General features: G+C 43.6%; 19 protein-coding genes. 8 read left to right on the top strand and 11 right to left on the bottom strand.

Features of this window, described 5'->3' with window-relative positions:
• The first annotated feature begins 24 nt into the window (after positions 1–24).
• Positions 25–687 (top strand): isoprenoid biosynthesis glyoxalase ElbB, encoded by a 663-nt coding sequence (elbB, locus tag L5L97_RS12740; RefSeq protein WP_263182231.1) that lies wholly within the window; start codon positions 25–27, stop codon positions 685–687.
• A 75-nt stretch (positions 688–762) separates the two neighbouring features.
• On the opposite strand, the gene glpG is transcribed toward elbB, so the two are convergent.
• The 5 genes from glpG to L5L97_RS12715 form a co-directional block, all read right to left on the bottom strand.
• Complete coding sequence (glpG, locus tag L5L97_RS12735; RefSeq protein WP_263173940.1) at positions 763–1,608, bottom strand: rhomboid family intramembrane serine protease GlpG; 846 nt, start codon at positions 1,606–1,608, stop codon at positions 763–765.
• A complete protein-coding gene (glpE, locus tag L5L97_RS12730) occupies positions 1,605–1,910 on the bottom strand; it encodes a thiosulfate sulfurtransferase GlpE (protein ID WP_006084745.1) in 306 nt (101 codons plus the stop codon). Before glpE ends, glpG begins: the two co-directional genes overlap by 4 nt.
• Positions 1,911–2,011: 101 nt before the next feature.
• Positions 2,012–3,037, bottom strand: coding sequence for an L-threonine 3-dehydrogenase (tdh, locus tag L5L97_RS12725; RefSeq protein WP_012090660.1), 1,026 nt, complete (start codon positions 3,035–3,037; stop codon positions 2,012–2,014).
• Positions 3,038–3,048: 11 nt separating this feature from the next.
• Positions 3,049–4,242 carry a glycine C-acetyltransferase gene (locus L5L97_RS12720; protein WP_105250756.1) on the bottom strand — a complete coding sequence of 398 codons (1,194 nt, stop codon included), beginning with the start codon at positions 4,240–4,242 and terminating at the stop codon, positions 3,049–3,051.
• A gap of 287 nt (positions 4,243–4,529) precedes the next feature.
• Positions 4,530–5,177, bottom strand: coding sequence for a TetR/AcrR family transcriptional regulator (locus L5L97_RS12715; protein ID WP_006084743.1), 648 nt, complete (start codon positions 5,175–5,177; stop codon positions 4,530–4,532).
• Positions 5,178–5,324: 147 nt separating this feature from the next.
• Here L5L97_RS12715 and waaA point away from each other — a divergent pair, with 147 nt between their 5' ends.
• Positions 5,325–6,590, top strand: coding sequence for a lipid IV(A) 3-deoxy-D-manno-octulosonic acid transferase (gene waaA, locus L5L97_RS12710; protein WP_263182230.1), 1,266 nt, complete (start codon positions 5,325–5,327; stop codon positions 6,588–6,590).
• A gap of 25 nt (positions 6,591–6,615) precedes the next feature.
• Here waaA and L5L97_RS12705 read toward each other — a convergent pair whose 3' ends face one another.
• The gene (locus L5L97_RS12705; protein WP_212599435.1) at positions 6,616–7,371 is read right to left on the bottom strand and encodes a 3-deoxy-D-manno-octulosonic acid kinase; all 756 of its coding nucleotides are present in this window, start codon (positions 7,369–7,371) and stop codon (positions 6,616–6,618) included.
• A 98-nt stretch (positions 7,372–7,469) separates the two neighbouring features.
• Here L5L97_RS12705 and L5L97_RS12700 point away from each other — a divergent pair, with 98 nt between their 5' ends.
• The 4 genes from L5L97_RS12700 to L5L97_RS12685 are packed head-to-tail and all read left to right on the top strand — an operon-like array spanning position 7,470 to position 11,439.
• Positions 7,470–8,519, top strand: coding sequence for a glycosyltransferase family 9 protein (locus tag L5L97_RS12700; protein WP_263182229.1), 1,050 nt, complete (start codon positions 7,470–7,472; stop codon positions 8,517–8,519).
• Between the two features lie 24 nt (positions 8,520–8,543).
• Positions 8,544–9,611, top strand: a complete 1,068-nt coding sequence (locus L5L97_RS12695; protein WP_263182228.1) for a hypothetical protein — start codon at positions 8,544–8,546, stop codon at positions 9,609–9,611.
• Between the two features lie 31 nt (positions 9,612–9,642).
• Entirely contained in the window at positions 9,643–10,662 is a 1,020-nt protein-coding gene (locus tag L5L97_RS12690; protein ID WP_263182242.1) for a hypothetical protein, read from the top strand.
• Between the two features lie 30 nt (positions 10,663–10,692).
• On the top strand, positions 10,693–11,439 hold the full coding sequence (locus L5L97_RS12685) for a glycosyltransferase family A protein (protein ID WP_263182226.1): 747 nt from the start codon (positions 10,693–10,695) through the stop codon (positions 11,437–11,439).
• A 61-nt stretch (positions 11,440–11,500) separates the two neighbouring features.
• On the opposite strand, the gene L5L97_RS12680 is transcribed toward L5L97_RS12685, so the two are convergent.
• On the bottom strand, positions 11,501–12,298 hold the full coding sequence (locus tag L5L97_RS12680; RefSeq protein ID WP_220733489.1) for a hypothetical protein: 798 nt from the start codon (positions 12,296–12,298) through the stop codon (positions 11,501–11,503).
• 5 nt (positions 12,299–12,303) lie between these two features.
• Positions 12,304–13,464 (bottom strand): UDP-galactopyranose mutase, encoded by a 1,161-nt coding sequence (glf, locus tag L5L97_RS12675; protein WP_263182225.1) that lies wholly within the window; start codon positions 13,462–13,464, stop codon positions 12,304–12,306.
• 216 nt (positions 13,465–13,680) lie between these two features.
• On the opposite strand from glf, the gene coaD reads away from it, so the two are divergent.
• Together coaD and L5L97_RS12665 are read left to right on the top strand one after the other, a co-directional pair.
• The gene (gene coaD, locus L5L97_RS12670) at positions 13,681–14,172 is read left to right on the top strand and encodes a pantetheine-phosphate adenylyltransferase (protein WP_105250747.1); all 492 of its coding nucleotides are present in this window, start codon (positions 13,681–13,683) and stop codon (positions 14,170–14,172) included.
• A 90-nt stretch (positions 14,173–14,262) separates the two neighbouring features.
• Positions 14,263–15,738, top strand: a complete 1,476-nt coding sequence (locus tag L5L97_RS12665; RefSeq protein WP_263141306.1) for a capsule assembly Wzi family protein — start codon at positions 14,263–14,265, stop codon at positions 15,736–15,738.
• A 72-nt stretch (positions 15,739–15,810) separates the two neighbouring features.
• Here L5L97_RS12665 and mutM read toward each other — a convergent pair whose 3' ends face one another.
• The 3 genes from mutM to moaA all read right to left on the bottom strand — a co-directional run bounded on the left by mutM (position 15,811) and on the right by moaA (position 18,192).
• Positions 15,811–16,626 carry a bifunctional DNA-formamidopyrimidine glycosylase/DNA-(apurinic or apyrimidinic site) lyase gene (gene mutM / locus L5L97_RS12660; RefSeq protein WP_263182223.1) on the bottom strand — a complete coding sequence of 272 codons (816 nt, stop codon included), beginning with the start codon at positions 16,624–16,626 and terminating at the stop codon, positions 15,811–15,813.
• A 36-nt stretch (positions 16,627–16,662) separates the two neighbouring features.
• The gene (locus L5L97_RS12655) at positions 16,663–17,118 is read right to left on the bottom strand and encodes a hypothetical protein (RefSeq protein ID WP_263182222.1); all 456 of its coding nucleotides are present in this window, start codon (positions 17,116–17,118) and stop codon (positions 16,663–16,665) included.
• Positions 17,119–17,208: 90 nt separating this feature from the next.
• A complete protein-coding gene (gene moaA, locus L5L97_RS12650; protein ID WP_263141314.1) occupies positions 17,209–18,192 on the bottom strand; it encodes a GTP 3',8-cyclase MoaA in 984 nt (327 codons plus the stop codon).
• Positions 18,193–18,203: the final 11 nt, after the last annotated feature.

The raw sequence follows: 18,203 nt of genomic DNA, 5'->3' as shown, positions 1-18,203 counted from the left end.
AATGACATAAGAAGGATATTTTTAATGAAAAAAGTCGCAGTGTTACTGAGTGGATGTGGTGTTTTCGATGGAACTGAGATACATGAATCGGTTTTAACGCTTTTATGCTTATCCCGATCAGGGGTTCACTACCAGTGTTTTGCACCTGATATCAAACAGATGCATGTGGTAGATCATTTCACTGGCGAGGTCGATGCTGCTGCAAGTCGTAACGTGCTGGTGGAGTCGGCACGTATCGCCCGTGGCGAAGTCAAAGCGACCACAGAATTAGATATCGCCGAATTTGATGCCTTGATCATTCCCGGTGGCTTTGGTGCGGCGAAAAATCTGTGTAACTTTGCGACGAATGGCAGTGAGTGTGAAGTGGAACCGCTGGTGACTGATTTTATCAATGAGTTCATTCTGGCGAAAAAGCCCGTTGGTTTTATCTGTATTGCTCCTATGATGATCCCGCGTTTATATCCCCAGGGTGTAAAAGGCACTATCGGTAATGATAGCGATACTGTCGCAGCGTTTAATTTGATGGGCGGTGAGCATCAAGTTGCGACAGTACATGAGATAGTCGTGGATGAAGCGAATCGCATTGTCAGCACTCCCGCTTATATGTTGGCTGGTAATATTGCTGAGGCGCATTCAGGCATCGAGAAGCTAGTCGTTAAGCTACTAGAAATGACTGATCAGAGTTAGTTTGAGCTGTTTGTAGAAGAGTGAAGCGAGTCATTGAACCAAGATAAATTTCAGGATTTATCTTGGTTCACTATATTAAATTGAGATCGAGGATTTGCGGCTATCAAATAAACCTTGGGCTAACCCTATGAGTAAGCCGCCAATGTGGGCGCCGTTAGCAACCGAAACCCCTAGAATATCTGTGAATCCCAATGCCAACCATATCATCATAAAGCCCATATATGATGGTGGGAAATCTATTCCAGCTGCGGGTTTACGTATACCCATAATCCAAGTGTAACCTACCACTGCATACACAACGCCGGACAGCCCGCCAAAGTTAGGTCCACCGACATAATATTGGATAACGTTTGGCAGTGTTCCTGCGACAAACAGCAGGATGAGTAATGGTGCAGTACCAATACGGGTTTCGATTTTACCGCCTAAATACCACCACCAGAGCAAATTAAAGATGACGTGCATGGCTGAAAAATGCAGCAGGCTCGGTGTAAAAACACGCCAGAACTGGCTGAACTCTGAATGAGGTACTGCTCCAAAATAGGACAGTGCCGCGTAGGTTTGGTTGGCGAACCCTAAGTTCATCGCCGCAAAAATGAGTACGCAAACCGCAAAAACGATCAACGTGACTGGGCCTGCGCCGGTAATGAATTGGGTGAACAACTGCAGCGAAGGGGCACCATAATCGAGTTTGGTTTGGGTATCGCCGTGTTCCCACGAGGCTTGCAGATATTTATTGTCGTAAGGGTGAGCAATAAAGTGGGCAAACTCTTTGCGTGCTTGCTCCACATCTTTGTCATGGATAACCAGAATGGCGACACCCTGAACCAGCGGCTCAATTTGGCAGTCAATGTCTTCCCCTTTGAGGTAATCGACAAATGCCTGCGCGGCTCTGCTGTTGGGGAGTCTGCCAATTTCTATCATGCATTCGCCTCATGCCAGGCGCTATAGCCGCCGTCTAGGCTGTAAACGTCATCAAAACCTTGTTCGCATAAATATTGCGCCGCATTTTGGCTGCTCATGCCGTGGTAACAAACCACCACGAGTGGGCTATCCATATCGGCTTGGCTAATAAATTGCGCTAGGTTTTCGTTATTCAGGTTAGTTGCACCTGCAATATGGCCGTTGGTGAAGCTATTGCCATCGCGGATATCGACGATTTGCACTGGCTGTGCTTCGGTCATTTGCAGCAATTGATTAACGCTTAAGTGTTTAAAGGAAGACATAATAAAACCTGACAAAGCTAAGAGATGGAAATCAAGATGGGATAAGTGTGCAACAAGGGGCTGCGAGTGTACAGCCCCTATCTAGGTAATGCTCTGCAGGATTAATCCCAGCTGAGGATCACTTTACCCGATTGGCCCGAGCCCATAGCGTCGAAACCTTGTTGGAAATCATCAATCTTGAAGTGGTGAGTGATGATAGGTGAAATATCTAAGCCTGATTGGATAAGACTGGCCATCTTGTACCAAGTTTCGAACATTTCACGGCCGTAGATGCCTTTAATGACCAAACCTTTGAAGATCACTTTGCTCCAGTCGATGGCCATTTCACCACTTGGAATACCGAGCATAGCGACTTTGCCGCCGTGGTTCATGGTATCTAACATGGCGTGGAAGGCTGAGGGTACGCCAGACATTTCTAATCCAACGTCGAAACCTTCGGTCATGCCCAGTTCTTTCATCACGTCTTTTAGGTTTTCTTTTGACACGTTCACAGCGCGCGTGGCGCCCATTTTACGGGCCAGCTCTAAGCGGTATTCGTTGACGTCAGTGATCACCACATGGCGAGCACCTACGTGACGACATACTGCAGCCGCCATGATGCCGATGGGACCTGCGCCAGTGATCAACACGTCTTCACCGACTAAATCGAAGGATAATGCTGTGTGCACAGCGTTACCAAAGGGGTCAAAGATTGAGGCTAAATCATCGCTGATATCATCAGGGATTTTAAAGGCGTTAAAGGCGGGGATAACTAAGTATTCCGCAAATGAACCTTCACGATTGACACCCACGCCAGAGGTGTTACGGCATAAATGGGTGCGGCCTGCGCGGCAGTTACGGCAGTGGCCGCAGGTGATATGGCCTTCGCCAGACACGCGGTCGCCTATCTTAAAACCACGAACTTCTTGACCGATATCAACCACTTCGCCTACATATTCATGACCAACAACCATGGGGACTGGAATGGTTTTTTGTGACCATTCGTCCCAGTTGTAGATGTGCATGTCGGTGCCACAAATCGCAGTTTTTTTAATTTTGATCAGCAGATCGTTGTGGCCCATCACTGGCTTAGGCGCATCGACTAACCAAATACCTTTTTCGGCTTTTAACTTGCTTAGTGCTTTCATTGTCTTAAGTCCTAAATAATGCCCATTTCTTTGGCAATACGAGTAAAGGCGGTGATCGCTTTGTCGAGTTGCTCACGGGTATGTGCCGCTGACATTTGCGTACGGATACGGGCTTGTCCCTTAGGAACGACTGGGAACGAGAAGCCAATAACATAAATATGTTCTGCTAATAAGCGGTTAGCAAAGTCGCCCGCCAGTTTCGCATCACCAATCATCACAGGGATAATCGCGTGGTCGGCGCCGCCCAAAGTAAAGCCTGCTGCTGACATTTGCTCACGGAAATAACGGCTGTTTTCCCATACGGCTTCGCGCAGGGCTTGGCCTGATTTGAGCATTTCTAACACATGGATAGATGCAGTCACGATTGATGGCGCTAATGAGTTAGAGAACAGGTAAGGACGTGAACGCTGACGTAACCAGTCTATGACTTCTTTTTTACCCGAAGTGAAACCGCCCGATGCGCCGCCTAAGGCTTTGCCTAAGGTGCCAGTGATGATGTCGACTCTGTCCATCACATTGCAATATTCGTGCGTGCCACGGCCGTTTGCGCCGATAAAGCCCACAGCGTGAGAGTCATCGACCATCACTAGTGCGCCGTATTTATCGGCTAAATCACATACGCCTTGCAGGTTAGCAATCACGCCGTCCATCGAGAATACGCCATCGGTGGCGATCAAGATGTTACGGGCGCCTGCTTCTTTCGCGGCGATCAGCTGAGTTTCTAAATCGGCCATATCGTTGTTGGCATAGCGGAAACGTTTGGCTTTACATAAACGTACACCGTCGATGATAGAAGCATGGTTTAGCGCATCAGAAATGATGGCGTCTTCTGCATCTAACAAGGTTTCGAATAGACCTGCGTTCGCATCAAAACATGAAGAGTAAAGAATGGTGTCTTCAGTGCCGAGGAATTCGCTCAGGCTAGCTTCTAGCTTTTTATGTATGTCTTGGGTACCGCAAATAAAACGTACTGATGCCATACCAAAGCCGTGGCTGTCTAAGCCCTGTTGGGCGGCTTTGATTAGCTCTGGGTGATTCGCTAGGCCTAGGTAATTATTCGCGCAAAAGTTAACAACTTCTTGGTGATTAACTTGAATGGCAGTTTGTTGCGGTGAGGCAATAACACGCTCGCTTTTATATAAGCCTTCGGCTTTGATGTCTGCAAGCTGTTGATTAATCTGTGCGTAGAATGAGGTAGAGGCCACCTGATATCTCCTTAGTTAACTTTATTCTGATTTTGGGAGTGGCGGCATTCTAACTCTAAACCCAATCGGCCTACAGCCTTTTTTTCATGCAGGTTCGCAAGATAAACTAGTTTAGGGCTAAAGCGGTTTTTACATTATAAAAACTAATGTGCAACATAAGTTTGCCACTGTTTAACTGAGTCTTCTTTTAAGGGATGTAGAGCGAAAAACGGGTTCGCACTCAGTACTATAATTGCTTTGAGTCCAGTACCGAATGCGAGTTCCCAACAAAGGTGTTTGGGATGATGTTAGAGGGATTCTTGACTCGCTAGCGCGTGGTAATGTTGCTCTAGGCGAGTAAACGTCGCGACGGATGTCGGGGTTGCATAGGCTTTGAAAATCATCAGCACCCTTAAAACGCCTTCATAAAGTGTCGCTTTAGTGATGGTCGATGTGCTGGATTGTGTGAGTTGGTAACCAATCCAAAAGCTGACGATCATCTTGATGGTATCTGCCAGTGGCGTGATTTTGTCGCTCTCTAAGTTTAAAAAGCCATCTTGCTTAAGTTTATGCAGCACATGGCTTGAACGCGTTAATACTTGCTGCTGTGCGTGCAAATAGCGTTTTTTTAGTTCTTCATCGCGGGCGAGAATATCCGCAAGATTGGCGTACATAAAGCGGAATTGCCACAAGGTATAGAACATAGCATCGAAGTAGCCGATTAACAGTTCTACATCCACTTGCTTATCTTCATAGGGTTGGAAACCCGATTCGAGATGATTCTCATATAGACTGAAAATACAGCGGATAATGTCTTCTTTATTGCGAAAATGGTAATAAAGATTCCCGGGACTCATATTTAAGTGAGCGGCAATGTGATTGGTGGTGATGTTTCTTTCGCCATGCTCGTTGAACAGTTCAAGACTGGCATAGATTATTTTGTCGCGGGTTTTCATAAGTTATCCAAATTGCTAGTGAACGCCACATCATAGATCAAAGAAAGCTAACCAACGACCGCCGAACTGCTGGTAAATTATCCCTAATTTGGTGCATATGCTAACATTGCCACTATTCATCAGGCAAAACTCATAAGCACGTTTTTAATGAATCGTTTTCTCTATTCCACGATCTTATATTTATTATCCCCTCTGCTAATCGTCTATTTAGCATTTCGTGCTATTAAAAGCCCTGATTACCGCGGTCGTTGGGGGGAGCGTTTTGGATTAACCCGGCTTAAATCGACGGATTTACTGGTCCATTCTGTGTCTATGGGTGAAACGCTTGCGGCAATCCCATTGATCCGTTTGATTATGCAATCACACCCTGAGCTAAGCATTACGGTTACCACAACCAGCCCGACAGGATCTGCCGAAGTGCGTAAAGCCTTTGGTGACTCAGTGCAGCATTGTTATTTACCCTTTGACTTACCTTGGTGTGTGCGGCGTTTCTTGCGCCAAGTCTCACCTAAATCTTGCATCATTATGGAAACCGAACTGTGGCCTAATTTGGTTGCCTTAGCTGCCAAACGCGGTGTGCGCTTGATGTTGGCCAATGCACGTCTGTCGGCCAAGTCGGCGGCGCAATATGCTAAGCGCCCTAAACTCAGTCGACCTATGTTGCAACGACTCGATGTTATTGCGGTGCAGACTCAAGTAGAAGCGCAGCGTTTTATCGAGTTAGGTGTATCGCAGGACAGAGTGACAGTATGTGGTAGCTTGAAGTTTGATCTCAGTATTACGCCTGAGCGTTTAGCCAATGCCAAGCAGCTACGTCAAGCTTGGGGACGTGAAACCTCGCCGATTTGGGTCGCTGGCAGTGTGCATCCTGGAGAGTTTGACGCCATGCTCACCGCCCATAGGCAATTATTGGCTCAGTGGCCCGATGCCTTGCTGATTATTGCACCGCGTCATCCTGAGCAGTTTTCTGCTGTTGCTGAGTTTGTTGCCAGCCAAGGTTTTGAATCTGTTCGCCGCAGCGGTAATTTTCCCGTGACGGCTACGACACAAGTGCTGGTAGGCGATACCATGGGTGAACTTCTGACCTTTTATGGCGCCGCGGATCAAGCTTTTGTCGGTGGCACGCTGATCAATAATGGTGGCCATAATCCCTTGGAGCCTGTTGCTATGGGCGTGCCTGTTATGGTGGGGCCGAACCATTGGGACTTTGCCCAAATTACGCAGATGTTGGCGGATGCTGGTGGGTTAAGGGTTGTCGCTTCGGCGGATGAACTTGCCGCTAACTTGATTGAGTATTTTGCTAAACCTGAGTTACGCCTGCAGGCGGTGAACGCGGGATTGGCTGTGGTTGAGGCTAATCGTGGTGCCTTGCAACGACAATTTCTTCTCGCGCAATCTTTAATAACCGCTTAATTCAACTGGATAATTTTTTAGTGGTTCAGGCGCTTTGCATCGCCGCTTGATAGCCCTGCATCAGTGATGACCAGTTATCAGCGGTGAAGGCAAGGTTTGGTAGCTTGGCTTGTTCTTTATTAAAGGAACGTAACAGTCTGTCTAGATTCGATTGCTGCCATTGCGGGCTCGGTGTTTTTAACTCACCACGGTCGAAATCGATAAGATAAAACCGCTCTGGCGTTAAGGGTTCAGTTTGTGCGGGCTGGAACAGAATATTCTTGGCATTGAGGTCGGCGTGGTACACACCACGCTGGTGGAATTGGGCGATGCAAGCCCCTAATGCCTGCCATTGCTCTGTGCTCATGACCCCTTTGCCGAGTTTAGCGACTAAATCTTCGGCACCTTCGACCCGTTCGATAATGATATCGGCGCGGTAAAATAATCCATCGCGCACTATGTTGGCAGCAATCGGTTTAGGTACAGCAAAATCTTCGCGATACAAAATGTCTAATAAGCGTAACTCACCCATGGCGCGGGTATTTTCGAGGCCAGTATAAACGTAAGCATCTTTGCTGAATTTCTCCATTAAGCCGCCACGCCAATAATGACGCAATACCCAATGACTGTGCTCAAATGCCACAAACCAAGTGGTGTAGCGGCCTTTGGATGAACCTACGACAGCATTTTTAGCCCGCCAAAAATCCACCGAGAACCACGCGGGATCGATATCTGTTGGCGTATCTTGGCAAACTGCCATGTGACCTTGGGCGGTTTTTATGAGCTGTATCTGAGCATTCATCGGAGATTTGTTGACTTAAGCGTGGCACCTAGGGCCATTCTACATTAAGATCCTTAGCTTGCGCCAAATAACCTTAAGAGCTTTTAGCTTCAATCCCAATGAGTTTAAATCCCAATACCATGAATTCTCTTTGTTTGCTTCGCTTATCCGCTATCGGTGACGTCTGTCATGCCGTGGCTATGGTGCAGGTGATTCAGCGACAATATCCCGAGCTCAAAATCACATGGGTGATCGGTAAACTCGAATATCAATTGTTGAAGCATTTACCCGGCATTGAGTTTGTTATTTTCGATAAATCTCAAGGATGGCGCAGTTATTTTAATTTGCGTAAGGCCTTAAAAGGCCGACGTTTTGACGTGCTGCTGCATATGCAGGTTGCGCTACGTGCAACCTTGGCTTCATTAGCCATTTCGGCAAAGGTGCGCATAGGCTTTGATCGTGCCCGCGCTAAAGAAGGTCAGTGGCTAGTGACAAATCACAGGGTGGAGCCCTTGGCAAATCCCCATGTGCTCGAAGGATTTATGGGATTCGCTAAGGTGATTGGCGTTAACGATCTCACTCCTCAATGGCATATTCCTGTGCCAATTGCGGATACTGAATTTGCCCAGACGCAGATTAAAGACAATGAAAAAGTCTTTATCATTTGCGCTGCAGCCAGTAAGGCTGAACGTAACTGGTTACCAGAGCGCTATGCCGCCGTTGCGAGCCATGCGATTGCGAAAGGATTTAGAGTCATGCTTTGCGGTGGCCCAACTCAACTTGAGAAGGATTTAGCAGAGCAAATTTTGCAGGCTTGTCCCTCTAAAATCGATAATTTAGTGGGCAAAACCAGTCTGACGCAATTATTGGCCCTGCTAAAACGCGCAAGCTTAGTGTTAGCTCCGGATACTGGCCCTGCGCATATGGCGGTGACCCAAGGTACTCCGGTGATCGGTTTATATGCCCATTCCAATCCTGGGCGCACAGGTCCTTACCTATCGCAGCAATATGTGGTGAGTGCCTATGATAAGGCCATGAGATCGCAACATAGTGGACAAATTAAGTGGGGAACTCGCGCCAAAGGCGAGCATTTGATGTCTTTGATCAGTGTTGAAGCTGTGATTGAGAAGTTTGAGCTGGTGGCGCATGACACTAAAGCTTCAGAATAAATTTATTTGGATTAAAGGTTAATTATGGCTCCTCAAAAAGCCCCTAAGTTCTTGTTTATCCCAGTCTCATCGGCTGAGGGCATAGGTGAGTATATGCGCTCAATGATCATTGCCGATGAGGTGAAGAGAACTTGGCCGAATGCCGAGATTAAGTTTATTTTGAGTCAACAAGCTCCCTATGCGACTCAATGCCCTTATCCTGCTGAGCTACTCGAAGATACGCCGACAAAGCAAGTCAAGGCGGTTAACCAAATCATGTCTGATTTCCTGCCAGACATAGTATTGTTCGACGCATCGGGTCGTAAATCACAGTTAGTCCATGCCCATAAACTCGGCGCTAAGGTGATATTTCTCAGCCAGCATAAGCGTAAGCGCAGTCGTGGAATGAAAATTGGCCGTGCTCTGGTGACGGATTGTCACTGGGTGGTGCAACCTGAGTTTGTCATTGGCCCTATTAGTTGGTTAGATCGCCTTAAGTTGCAGCTAATTAATAAACCTGAGCCTTTGAATATTGGTCCTGTCTTTACCCTGCCAGATACAATTACCCAATCGGCATTATTAGCGCAATATCAGCTGATGCAAAATGAGTTTGTATTATTCAATGCGGGTTCTGGTGGTCACAGGGTGAATAGTGAACTAGCCGCCGATATTTTTGCTAAGGCTGCCAGTGAAAGTTATAAAGCATCTGGTATTTTAAGTGTCATGGTTTTCGGCCCTAATTACCCTAATGCTTTGCCTGAGCTTGAGGGGGTAGTTGTTATTCCCCAATTGAATAATCAACAGTTTATCAATCTGTTGGCCGCGGCTAAAGCTGCCGTATTGAGCGGTGGGGATACTTTATTACAAGCGATAGCGCTGCACAAACCGACATTAGCGGTTCCTGTATCGAAGGATCAGCCGCCAAGGATTACAGCTTGTGTGGCTCAAGAGTTGGTTTTGAGTTGCGATACAGCATTGGAGCCAATGAAAAATAACCTTGCAAAACTGTTATCTCAAGAACAGATGATGCATTTTTGCACTAAATTGGCACGAAGCAAACATTTGAATGGATTGGATATTGCGATAAAACAACTAAGGTTATGGGTAAAATAGCTGTTAGAAGAGTCACGTTTTAGCTTTTTGCATTTATAAAATTAGGGACGCTCATATTATGGGGTTTGATGAAAAAGTATTGAATTATGATGAGTTTAAAGTAGATCTCGCTAAACTTGATGAGCCGAGAAAACCTGGAATAAGTGCTATTCTGCGAATAAAGAATGGTGCCGAATTTCTGAGATCTAGTATTGAGACCCATATTCCTTACTATGATGAAATTATTGCCTGTTATAATGATTGCACTGATAATACTGCTGAAATATTAAATGATTTGAAAGGGAAATATCCTGAAAAAATAAAAGTTTTTGAATATTTACCTAAAGTTCATCCTATATTCTCAGATGCACATAATAACTGTACAACCTATGATGTTCATAGTTTGGCAAATTTTTACAATTATACCCTTTCAAAAACCAGCTATAATATAGCAACAAAGTTAGATGATGATCATATTGCAATTGATCGTAATCTTAAACCAGTAATTAGCAGAATTCGTAACGATATTGCTTCTAACGTTAAGAAAGTATATACATTCTCAGGTGTTAATCTAGCTCTTGATTGTAGTAATAAATTAGGGGTTTATGTTAGTAATGCTTTGGTAGGCACTGGCGATCATATGTATTTCCCATTATCATCAAGTATCTATTTCTCACAAGGAGTAGATATGGAAGTATTTGAGTTTAAAAATAAAAATTATATTAAAGAGTATGTTGGAGTTTTATATTTCCATTTGAAATACCTGAAGGATGGGTATGGCTTTCTAAATTCAGATAAGAAAAGACAGGAGGAGGAGTTGATAATACATAAAGAAAATTCTTGTGTAATATCTCTTGAAGAATTTATAAGCGATGAGAGTATTGATAAATTGATTAAGTATCATAATCCTATCGAGTTCTGGTTGCGAAGTAATACTTATGTTAATGAAATTATTTTTGCTATTTTTAAGAAAAAACCTCCACTTAGAATTGCACGTTTACATCAGCTTTTTCAGGATTTAAATGGTATTGATTTAGACGAATGTGTTACGAAGCGTTTAAGAAAGTTTTAATTTACTAAAATATTATTTTGAGAGAGAGTTATGAGTAACAACACAGTTTCATTGGTTATTACGAGTTGTAATCGTTTTGACTTACTTGAAAAAACAATTGAAAGTTTTTTAAAATATAATACTTATCCTATATCACAATATATTGTTATAGAAGATAGCCATAATCGCGATAAACTTGAAAATACCTTAGCAAAATTCAAGGGTATTAATTTTGTTATGGTTCATAATGATCCTCAATTAGGACAAATGAAAAGTATCGACAAGGCCTATTCATTAGTCACCTCTGAATATATTTTCCATTGTGAGGATGATTGGGAGTTTTATCGTAGAGGCTTTATTGAAAAATCACTTAAGGTGTTACTTTCTGACGAAAAGATTGTAACTGTTTGGTTGCGTGAGACAAATGATACCAATGGGCATTCAGTATTGCCTGAGTTATATTCGTGCCCTGACGATGAGTCATTGAGGTATCAAATAATGCATCCAAATGATTTACTTCACGGTGTCTATTGGCATGGTTTTACTTTAAATCCGGGTTTAAGGCGTTTAGCTGATTATCAGTTAATCGCACCAATTGCACAATATTCAAGCGAGGGCGGTACTGGTAACAAATACTATGAATTAGGATTTAAAGCTGCAATCTTCCCTGAAGGAAGTGTAAAGCATATAGGTTATCATCGAGGAATTCGATATAAAACTAATATTGCTAAGTGGCGTAAAGATTTTAATGTTGCATTTCGACGATTTAAGTCTAAAATTTATGGAAAAATAAAATAGTTTTAGTAAATTTCTAAATAGAAGATTATTAATTAACATCTTCTATTTAGAAAAATAATAATTATTTTTTATACTTCTCAATATTTCTTGCTTTTAGCTTGCTTACAATTCTTTGATATTTCCCTTTAATAAACGACGATAGCCCTCCCAATCTTTTACTTTCTGTAATTTCTGAAAATACTTTAAATTTGTTAGGGTAAAAATCCCTACTTATATTTATGTCTTGATACAGTTTTTGTAGTTTTATTGCATCATTTTTAGGTGAAAGCTCCGGATTTAATTTATAAAGTTCACCTCCCACTGGTCTGGTGTGAGTAATGGGAGTTGCATCAATAATTGCAATATTCTCTTTTATTAAATATGGCCATAAATTATCTAATCCCCATCCTGATTGGCTTTGGCTAAAAGTATGTTTTAATTTTCTTAAGCATTCTTGGGAAAAAATGGGTGCCATAACTTCGATAAAATTTGTACGGCGGATAATAGTATCCGTCTGTTGTAACAAACTTGAATGTGAAAAGTATGAATTCATGCTTAATGCAGGTTGAGCCAAAGAAAGATCAAAAGCAGCAAAAAAGTTAAACATACGAGAAATTGTCTTTGCATCAGCTAACAGGTCGTCATCAGGTAACCAAACTGCATCATATTTTGAAATGATATCCCAATTATTTTCAATAATTTTAGCTAGTATCGGCCATTTTCCTCCCTTGACTTGTTCGTAATATTCACATTGCTCCATGTATTTGTTGGACTCATCCCCGAAATAACTTAAAAATAAGTCGAAATTCTTACTATTACCAAGCCAGTTTGAATGAAGAGAGTTGTCACCTACTCTGGCAATGACTAAAAATTTATTCATGTTAGTTACTTCTTTGTTATTGGTGGGTGAATAAAGGTAGGCATTGGAATACCGCTATCTATGCTTTGAAGGTATGCTCTTGATGTTGCTAATGCTTCATCAATGGTAACGTCCATATCTAGATATCTATAAGTACCTAACCGACCAACAAATGTTACAGCTGTCTCTTTTTCAGCAAGAGACACATATCCTTCTAAAATACTATTGTCATTTACAAGTCTTACAGGGTAATAGGGAGGATCGTTTTCTTCAGCCTCTCTACTATACTCTTTAAAACAAATACTATCATTGTGAGCCTCCCAAGGTGTAAAATGTTTATGCTCAGATATTCGAGTGAATTTTTCTGAATTATCACAATAATTAACGACTGCTCCGCCTTGATAATCACCTGAAGTGCGTATTTCAATAAAATCCAAAGTCCGATAGCTCAATCTTCCTAATTTGTATTCGAAAAATTCATCCAATGGTCCAGAGTAAAAAACATGGTTAAATGATGATATATTTTCTTTGGTAAGTTTCTTCCCTAAATGAATTGTAATGTTCTCATGGTTTAATAGTTTTTCTATTAGGGGAGTGTAACCTTCTATAGGCATACCTTGATATTGATGGTTGAAATAATTGTCATCATAATTAAATCTAACAGGCAGACGCTGCAAAATACTTGCAGGAAGTTCGGAGGGGAAACGTCCCCATTGCTTAATTGTATAACTTTCAAAAAAAGCCTCATAAAGAGCCTTCCCTATAAACTTCAATGCCTGTTCTTCGAAAGATTTGGCCGTTTCAATAGTTTTATCTGATTGCTCCTCAATAAATTTTTTAGCTTCATCGGGGCTTAGCTGCTTTCTAAAAAATTGATTAATTGTATGTAAGTTTATTGGAAGCGAATATATCTCACCATTTGTACGGGCTTTTACTCTGTTTACGTAAGGTTTAAACTCGCTAAGGCTAGTGACGTAATCCCATATTTCCTTCTTATTTGTATGAAATATGTGAGGGCCATATCGATGAACCATTATACCTGTAGCCTCATCTCGGCAGGAATAACAGTTTCCGCCTAAATGATCTCTAGGATCAAAAACGTTTACTTTATGGCCTCTTTTTGCTAACTCATTTGCAATTACTGCTCCAGAAAATCCTGCCCCTGCAATACCTATAGATAATGTCATACATTCTAACCTCTACAAAATGAATAGTTCCATTATATATTTTCCTCAAAAAATAAAAATCAAAAGAGGGATTAATACTGCATGATATATTCAAACCCTGGTACTTTATTTCGTTAGTTGTTTGTTTTTATTGTTTTTTATGTGGATTGGCATATCAATATAGCTAATGGTAAACTATCTGTGTTTATTATGTTCAATACCTTTTATCTCGAGCCTATGCATACAAGAGCTATTTATCCAGGAACTTTCGATCCTATCACCAATGGTCATGCCGACTTGATTGAGCGTGCGGCTAAACTGTTTAAACATGTGGTGATTGGCATTGCGGCTAATCCTTCCAAGCAGCCTAGATTCACCCTTGAAGAGCGAGTTGAATTGGTCAATCGGGTGACTGCTCATTTGGATAATGTCGAGGTGGTGGGGTTTTCTGGGTTGCTAGTGGATTTTGCCAAGGAGCAAAAGGCCAGTGTACTTGTGCGTGGGTTACGCGCGGTATCCGACTTTGAATATGAATTCCAATTAGCAAATATGAATCGCAGATTGAGCCCTGATCTGGAAAGCGTGTTTTTAACGCCTGCCGAGGAAAACTCATTTATCTCTTCAACCTTAGTAAAGGAAGTCGCTTTGCATGGTGGCGATGTGAGCCAGTTTGTTCACCCTGAAGTAACGGCTGCATTGGCGGCAAAGCTTAAGTTGGTTAAACCTTAGATTTTACCTGCGAACTAGATAGTTTTTACGTAGGAGTTTTGTGTTAACTTTGAGGCATTGTTGCCTTGTGATGATACTTAAAAGGATGTTATGAAGGCTTTTTTTTCCCCCACGATCCTTGCTACTAGCATTGCCTCTGGCCTGTTTTTTTCTTCAATGCTTGCTGCTGCACCTTGGGTCGATGCCTCTGATATTTATCTTAGAGCTGACATTCAAGCACTTGCTGATGCGGGTGTGATCACTGTGCCAGTGAATACTTATCCATTGATGTGGTCAGGCATTGGTGGTGATTTAGCGAAAATTGAGCCTGAGCTGCTTTCTCCTTCTTTAGTACAAGCCTTTGCACGGGTTAATTTTTATTATCAAAATGCTGTCGATAATCGTGGTAATGCACGGATAAAAGTATCGGCAGCATCTGATCCTGCTCGCTTTCAACATTATGGTTCTGACTATCGCGAGAAAGGTGAAGTGCTGGGCTCCTACGAGTATTTAGGATCGCGTGTTGCTTATAAGGCGACTGTGGCAGAAACCTATGATCCGCAAGATAATAAAAATTTCCGCCTTGATGAGTCTTATTTTGCCATCATTTTTGGCAATTGGATCGCAACCTTAGGCGCGGTTGAGCAGTGGTGGGGACCGGGGTTTGACTCGGCTCTACATCGTTCTAATAACGCCCGCCCTATGTCATCGTTAACCTTGAGCCGTAACAATGCCGCGGCTTTTGAAACACCTTGGTTATCTTGGATTGGCCCTTGGACCTTTAAAACCGGATTTAGCTTAACTGAAGTGGATCGTGCTGTGCCTAAGACGGCGGAGTGGGATATGCGCTTAAGTGCAAGACCGATTAAACAGTTAGAAGTGGGATTGTCTTGGTCGACCTTATTTTGTGGTGAGGGCCAAAATTGTAACTTTGACTCTTGGTGGGATTCGGTTGCGAGTAATGCTGTTTGTATCGATGGTACAAATGATTGTGCGCCTAATGAGCGCCGCGATGCAGGCCATAGAACTCAAAGTATTGATATGCGTTATGCCGATACTTTGCAGGATATCCCCGTTGGATTATATCTCGAACATAGTTGTGAAAATGGTAGTGACTGCGGCTCACTTTGGGGTATTGATACCCATTTTGGCACATCGGGTAAGCAGTTTAAGTTGTTCATGGAATATTCGGACACCTATGTAAAATGCGATGGTGATAGTGCCAATTGTTTCTATGAGGATCCTGTCTATCTGAGTGGTGCTCGCTACTATGGTCGTGCTTTGGGTTCTACCTATGATAGTGATGCACAAGTGTTTGTGGTTGGATTAGTTGGCCAGTTTAATAACAGCCGTGGTTTTACCTCGTTGCTGCGTTATGCGAAGCTGAATAAAGATGGCTCCAATGTGGCAAACACTTGGGCGCCACAACCGCCAAAAGAAGATTTATTGATGCTGGAGCTTTCTTACCGTATGCCAGTGTGGAAAGGCATGTGGAGCTTAGGTGGAACTGTATCGAGATCGGAGTTTGAAGTTCAAGAAAATGATACCAATGCCACGCTATTTAGCAGTTTTGAGTATCGTTTTTGACAGCTGTAATTGATTAAATAACGAAAAATGCCAAGCACTTGCTTGGCATTTTGGCTTATAAATAACGCAATATTAGCGTGTTTGGCAAATGCCACAAAATACTGTGGTGCGCTGGCCTAAACGGATTTCACTCAGCAAGTTACCGCAGCTTGTGCAGGTTTCACCGCCGCGACCATAGACATGCAGTTTTTGGGCGAAGTAGCCCGGCTTGCCATCGGCATTGGTGAAGTCTTTCAGCGTGGTGCCACCCTGTTTAATGGCGTGGGCTAAGATTTGCTTCACTTCTGCAACTAAAACGGTCAAACGCTCGATATCGATTTTACCTGCTTCGGCCTCTGGGTGAATGCCCGCCGCAAACAGGGCTTCATTGGCGTAAATGTTGCCCACTCCCACTACGATATGATTATCCATCAGGCAGAGTTTGATCGCTTTTTTCTTGCCCGCTAAAGCTGCCGCTAATTGTGCGACATTAAAGGCATGGGTCAGTGGCTCAGGCCCTAATTTGGCGAGTAATGGATGGGCTTCTTCTGGGAGTTCACACCACAGCCAAGCGCCGAAACGTCTCGGATCGTTAAAGCGTAAAATACGGCCGTTGGCGAGCACTAAGTCGATATGGTCATGCTTTTCCACTGGGGTATCGTGGGGCAAAATCCGTAAACTTCCCGACATGCCTAAATGCACTATGCTAGTACCCGCGTCAGTGTCGATTAATAGATACTTAGCACGGCGTCGCACTTGGCGTATAACTTGGCCGATAATCTGTTTGGCTAAGTCAGGCACTGGCCAGCGCAGCGAACCATTGCGGATCACAAGATCAACTACGGTTTGCTCGACAAGGTAGGGGGCAATACCCTGACGGGTGACTTCAACTTCTGGTAATTCCGGCATGGATTCTTTCTTATCTTAAGTAAAATGGGGTGGCATTTAAGTTGCGGGTTTCGCATCGAGGATCGGTTGCAGTTTAGATCTTAAACTCGGTGGTACTAAATACCAATTACCTGCGGGAGACTTTAAGGCGCCTTCATTGGGAAAATAGATCCACAGTTGGGCATCGCGGATATCTGCAATCTGGATGACTAACTCTTGCGGATTATCTGTGGTTTCTGGCGCGGCGGTTAATGGGGATACCCGTATGGTTTGCCACGCCTTTGCCCACTCATCACAGTTGAGGACTGTAGTGTCGCACTCCCATTGTGATGCTTGCTTGTGCAGCCATAACCCGTCGAGTTGTAGCTGTGAAAGCGGTGCATTATCGTCAAACAGTCGCTGAGCATCACTCGGAACATTATTGGTTTTGTTATCCATAAAAGTCAGCACGGCGACCATAAAAGCGCAGGCGACTATGATGACGTTATTCCATTGCTTACGAGTTAATGCCATAGAAATGTGTGACGCTAAGTATGGGGTGATGCTTCGAGTTTATCACGGCCAAATTGAGATGCTAGCCCTTAAGCGATGGAGTGGTGATGCTTAACCGCCTGTGGCGTTCATAAAGCGTAGGATTTGTACCTGATTATTGCCAAAGTCGTGCTGCTTAGGCTTGAGATTAATTCCCGCGAGAATAGCGACTTTTAATCTTTCAATATCAGCCGGAAATTCCCGGACTATGCTTTTGAGATCAACGGCATGTTCATTGCCTAAACACAGCAATAATTGGCCTTCGACTGTGACGCGCACGCGATTACATTCGTGGCAGAAGTTGTGGCTGTGGGGCGAGATAAAGCCGATATGGATTGGGCTGTCAGCCATAGTGTAATAACGTGCTGGGCCGCCAGTACGTTTGTTGGAAAGCTGTAGCGGATAGTGACTATTGATGATGGCTTTTACTTCATCGCTGCTGCAATGACGGGCGCGTTTCCGCTCATCCATTTCGCCAAGTGGCATTTCTTCGATAAAGGCGATGTCTAAGTTACGGCCACGGCAGAAATCAACTAAATCAATAACTTCATTATCGTTCTGCTGTTTTAAAATCACCGCATTAATCTTGATACGTTCAAATCCCGCCGCAATAGCCGCATCAATACCATCGATGACTCTGTCTAATTTGCCGTTACGCGTTAGCTGAGTAAACAGTGTGGGGTTTAAGGTATCTAGGCTGATATTGAGGCGCTTTAATCCTGCATCAAACATGGGTTTAGCGAATTTTGTCAGCCTTGAACCATTAGTGGTCATGGATAAATCCGTCAGCCCAGGCAGCTTACCAAGCAGACCCACTAGCTGGTCGCAATCGTTGCGAACTAAGGGCTCACCGCCGGTCAGGCGAATTTTAGTCACACCAAGCTCGGTAAAGGCTTGGGCAATCCAAGCTAATTCTTCGAGGTGGAGTACGTGGTCCTTTGGCAGAAAACAGGGATCTTCCGTCATGCAATAAACACAGCGAAAGTCGCAGCGGTCGGTGACCGAGAGCCGTAAATATTCGACCTTACGGCCAAAGGAATCCACAATTAGACTCATAAAAACTCACT

Source organism: Shewanella sp. SM71 (assembly GCF_025653905.1).
Lineage (GTDB): Bacteria > Pseudomonadota > Gammaproteobacteria > Enterobacterales > Shewanellaceae > Shewanella > Shewanella oncorhynchi.
Note: the sequence above shows the minus strand (reverse complement) of the source record. Positions and strands in the feature narration are given on the sequence as shown.

Excerpts from the sequence above, each read along its gene's own strand:
- elbB (WP_263182231.1), top strand. The coding sequence starts at position 25 with ATGAAAAAAGTCGCAGTGTTACTGAGTGGATGTGGTGTTTTCGATGGA.
- glpG (WP_263173940.1), bottom strand. The coding sequence starts at position 1,608 with ATGATAGAAATTGGCAGACTCCCCAACAGCAGAGCCGCGCAGGCATTT.
- glpE (WP_006084745.1), bottom strand. The coding sequence starts at position 1,910 with ATGTCTTCCTTTAAACACTTAAGCGTTAATCAATTGCTGCAAATGACC.
- tdh (WP_012090660.1), bottom strand. The coding sequence starts at position 3,037 with ATGAAAGCACTAAGCAAGTTAAAAGCCGAAAAAGGTATTTGGTTAGTC.
- L5L97_RS12715 (WP_006084743.1), bottom strand. The coding sequence starts at position 5,177 with ATGAAAACCCGCGACAAAATAATCTATGCCAGTCTTGAACTGTTCAAC.
- waaA (WP_263182230.1), top strand. The coding sequence starts at position 5,325 with ATGAATCGTTTTCTCTATTCCACGATCTTATATTTATTATCCCCTCTG.
- L5L97_RS12705 (WP_212599435.1), bottom strand. The coding sequence starts at position 7,371 with ATGAATGCTCAGATACAGCTCATAAAAACCGCCCAAGGTCACATGGCA.
- L5L97_RS12700 (WP_263182229.1), top strand. The coding sequence starts at position 7,470 with ATGAGTTTAAATCCCAATACCATGAATTCTCTTTGTTTGCTTCGCTTA.
- L5L97_RS12695 (WP_263182228.1), top strand. The coding sequence starts at position 8,544 with ATGGCTCCTCAAAAAGCCCCTAAGTTCTTGTTTATCCCAGTCTCATCG.
- L5L97_RS12685 (WP_263182226.1), top strand. The coding sequence starts at position 10,693 with ATGAGTAACAACACAGTTTCATTGGTTATTACGAGTTGTAATCGTTTT.
- L5L97_RS12680 (WP_220733489.1), bottom strand. The coding sequence starts at position 12,298 with ATGAATAAATTTTTAGTCATTGCCAGAGTAGGTGACAACTCTCTTCAT.
- glf (WP_263182225.1), bottom strand. The coding sequence starts at position 13,464 with ATGACATTATCTATAGGTATTGCAGGGGCAGGATTTTCTGGAGCAGTA.
- coaD (WP_105250747.1), top strand. The coding sequence starts at position 13,681 with ATGCATACAAGAGCTATTTATCCAGGAACTTTCGATCCTATCACCAAT.
- L5L97_RS12665 (WP_263141306.1), top strand. The coding sequence starts at position 14,263 with ATGAAGGCTTTTTTTTCCCCCACGATCCTTGCTACTAGCATTGCCTCT.
- mutM (WP_263182223.1), bottom strand. The coding sequence starts at position 16,626 with ATGCCGGAATTACCAGAAGTTGAAGTCACCCGTCAGGGTATTGCCCCC.
- L5L97_RS12655 (WP_263182222.1), bottom strand. The coding sequence starts at position 17,118 with ATGGCATTAACTCGTAAGCAATGGAATAACGTCATCATAGTCGCCTGC.
- moaA (WP_263141314.1), bottom strand. The coding sequence starts at position 18,192 with ATGAGTCTAATTGTGGATTCCTTTGGCCGTAAGGTCGAATATTTACGG.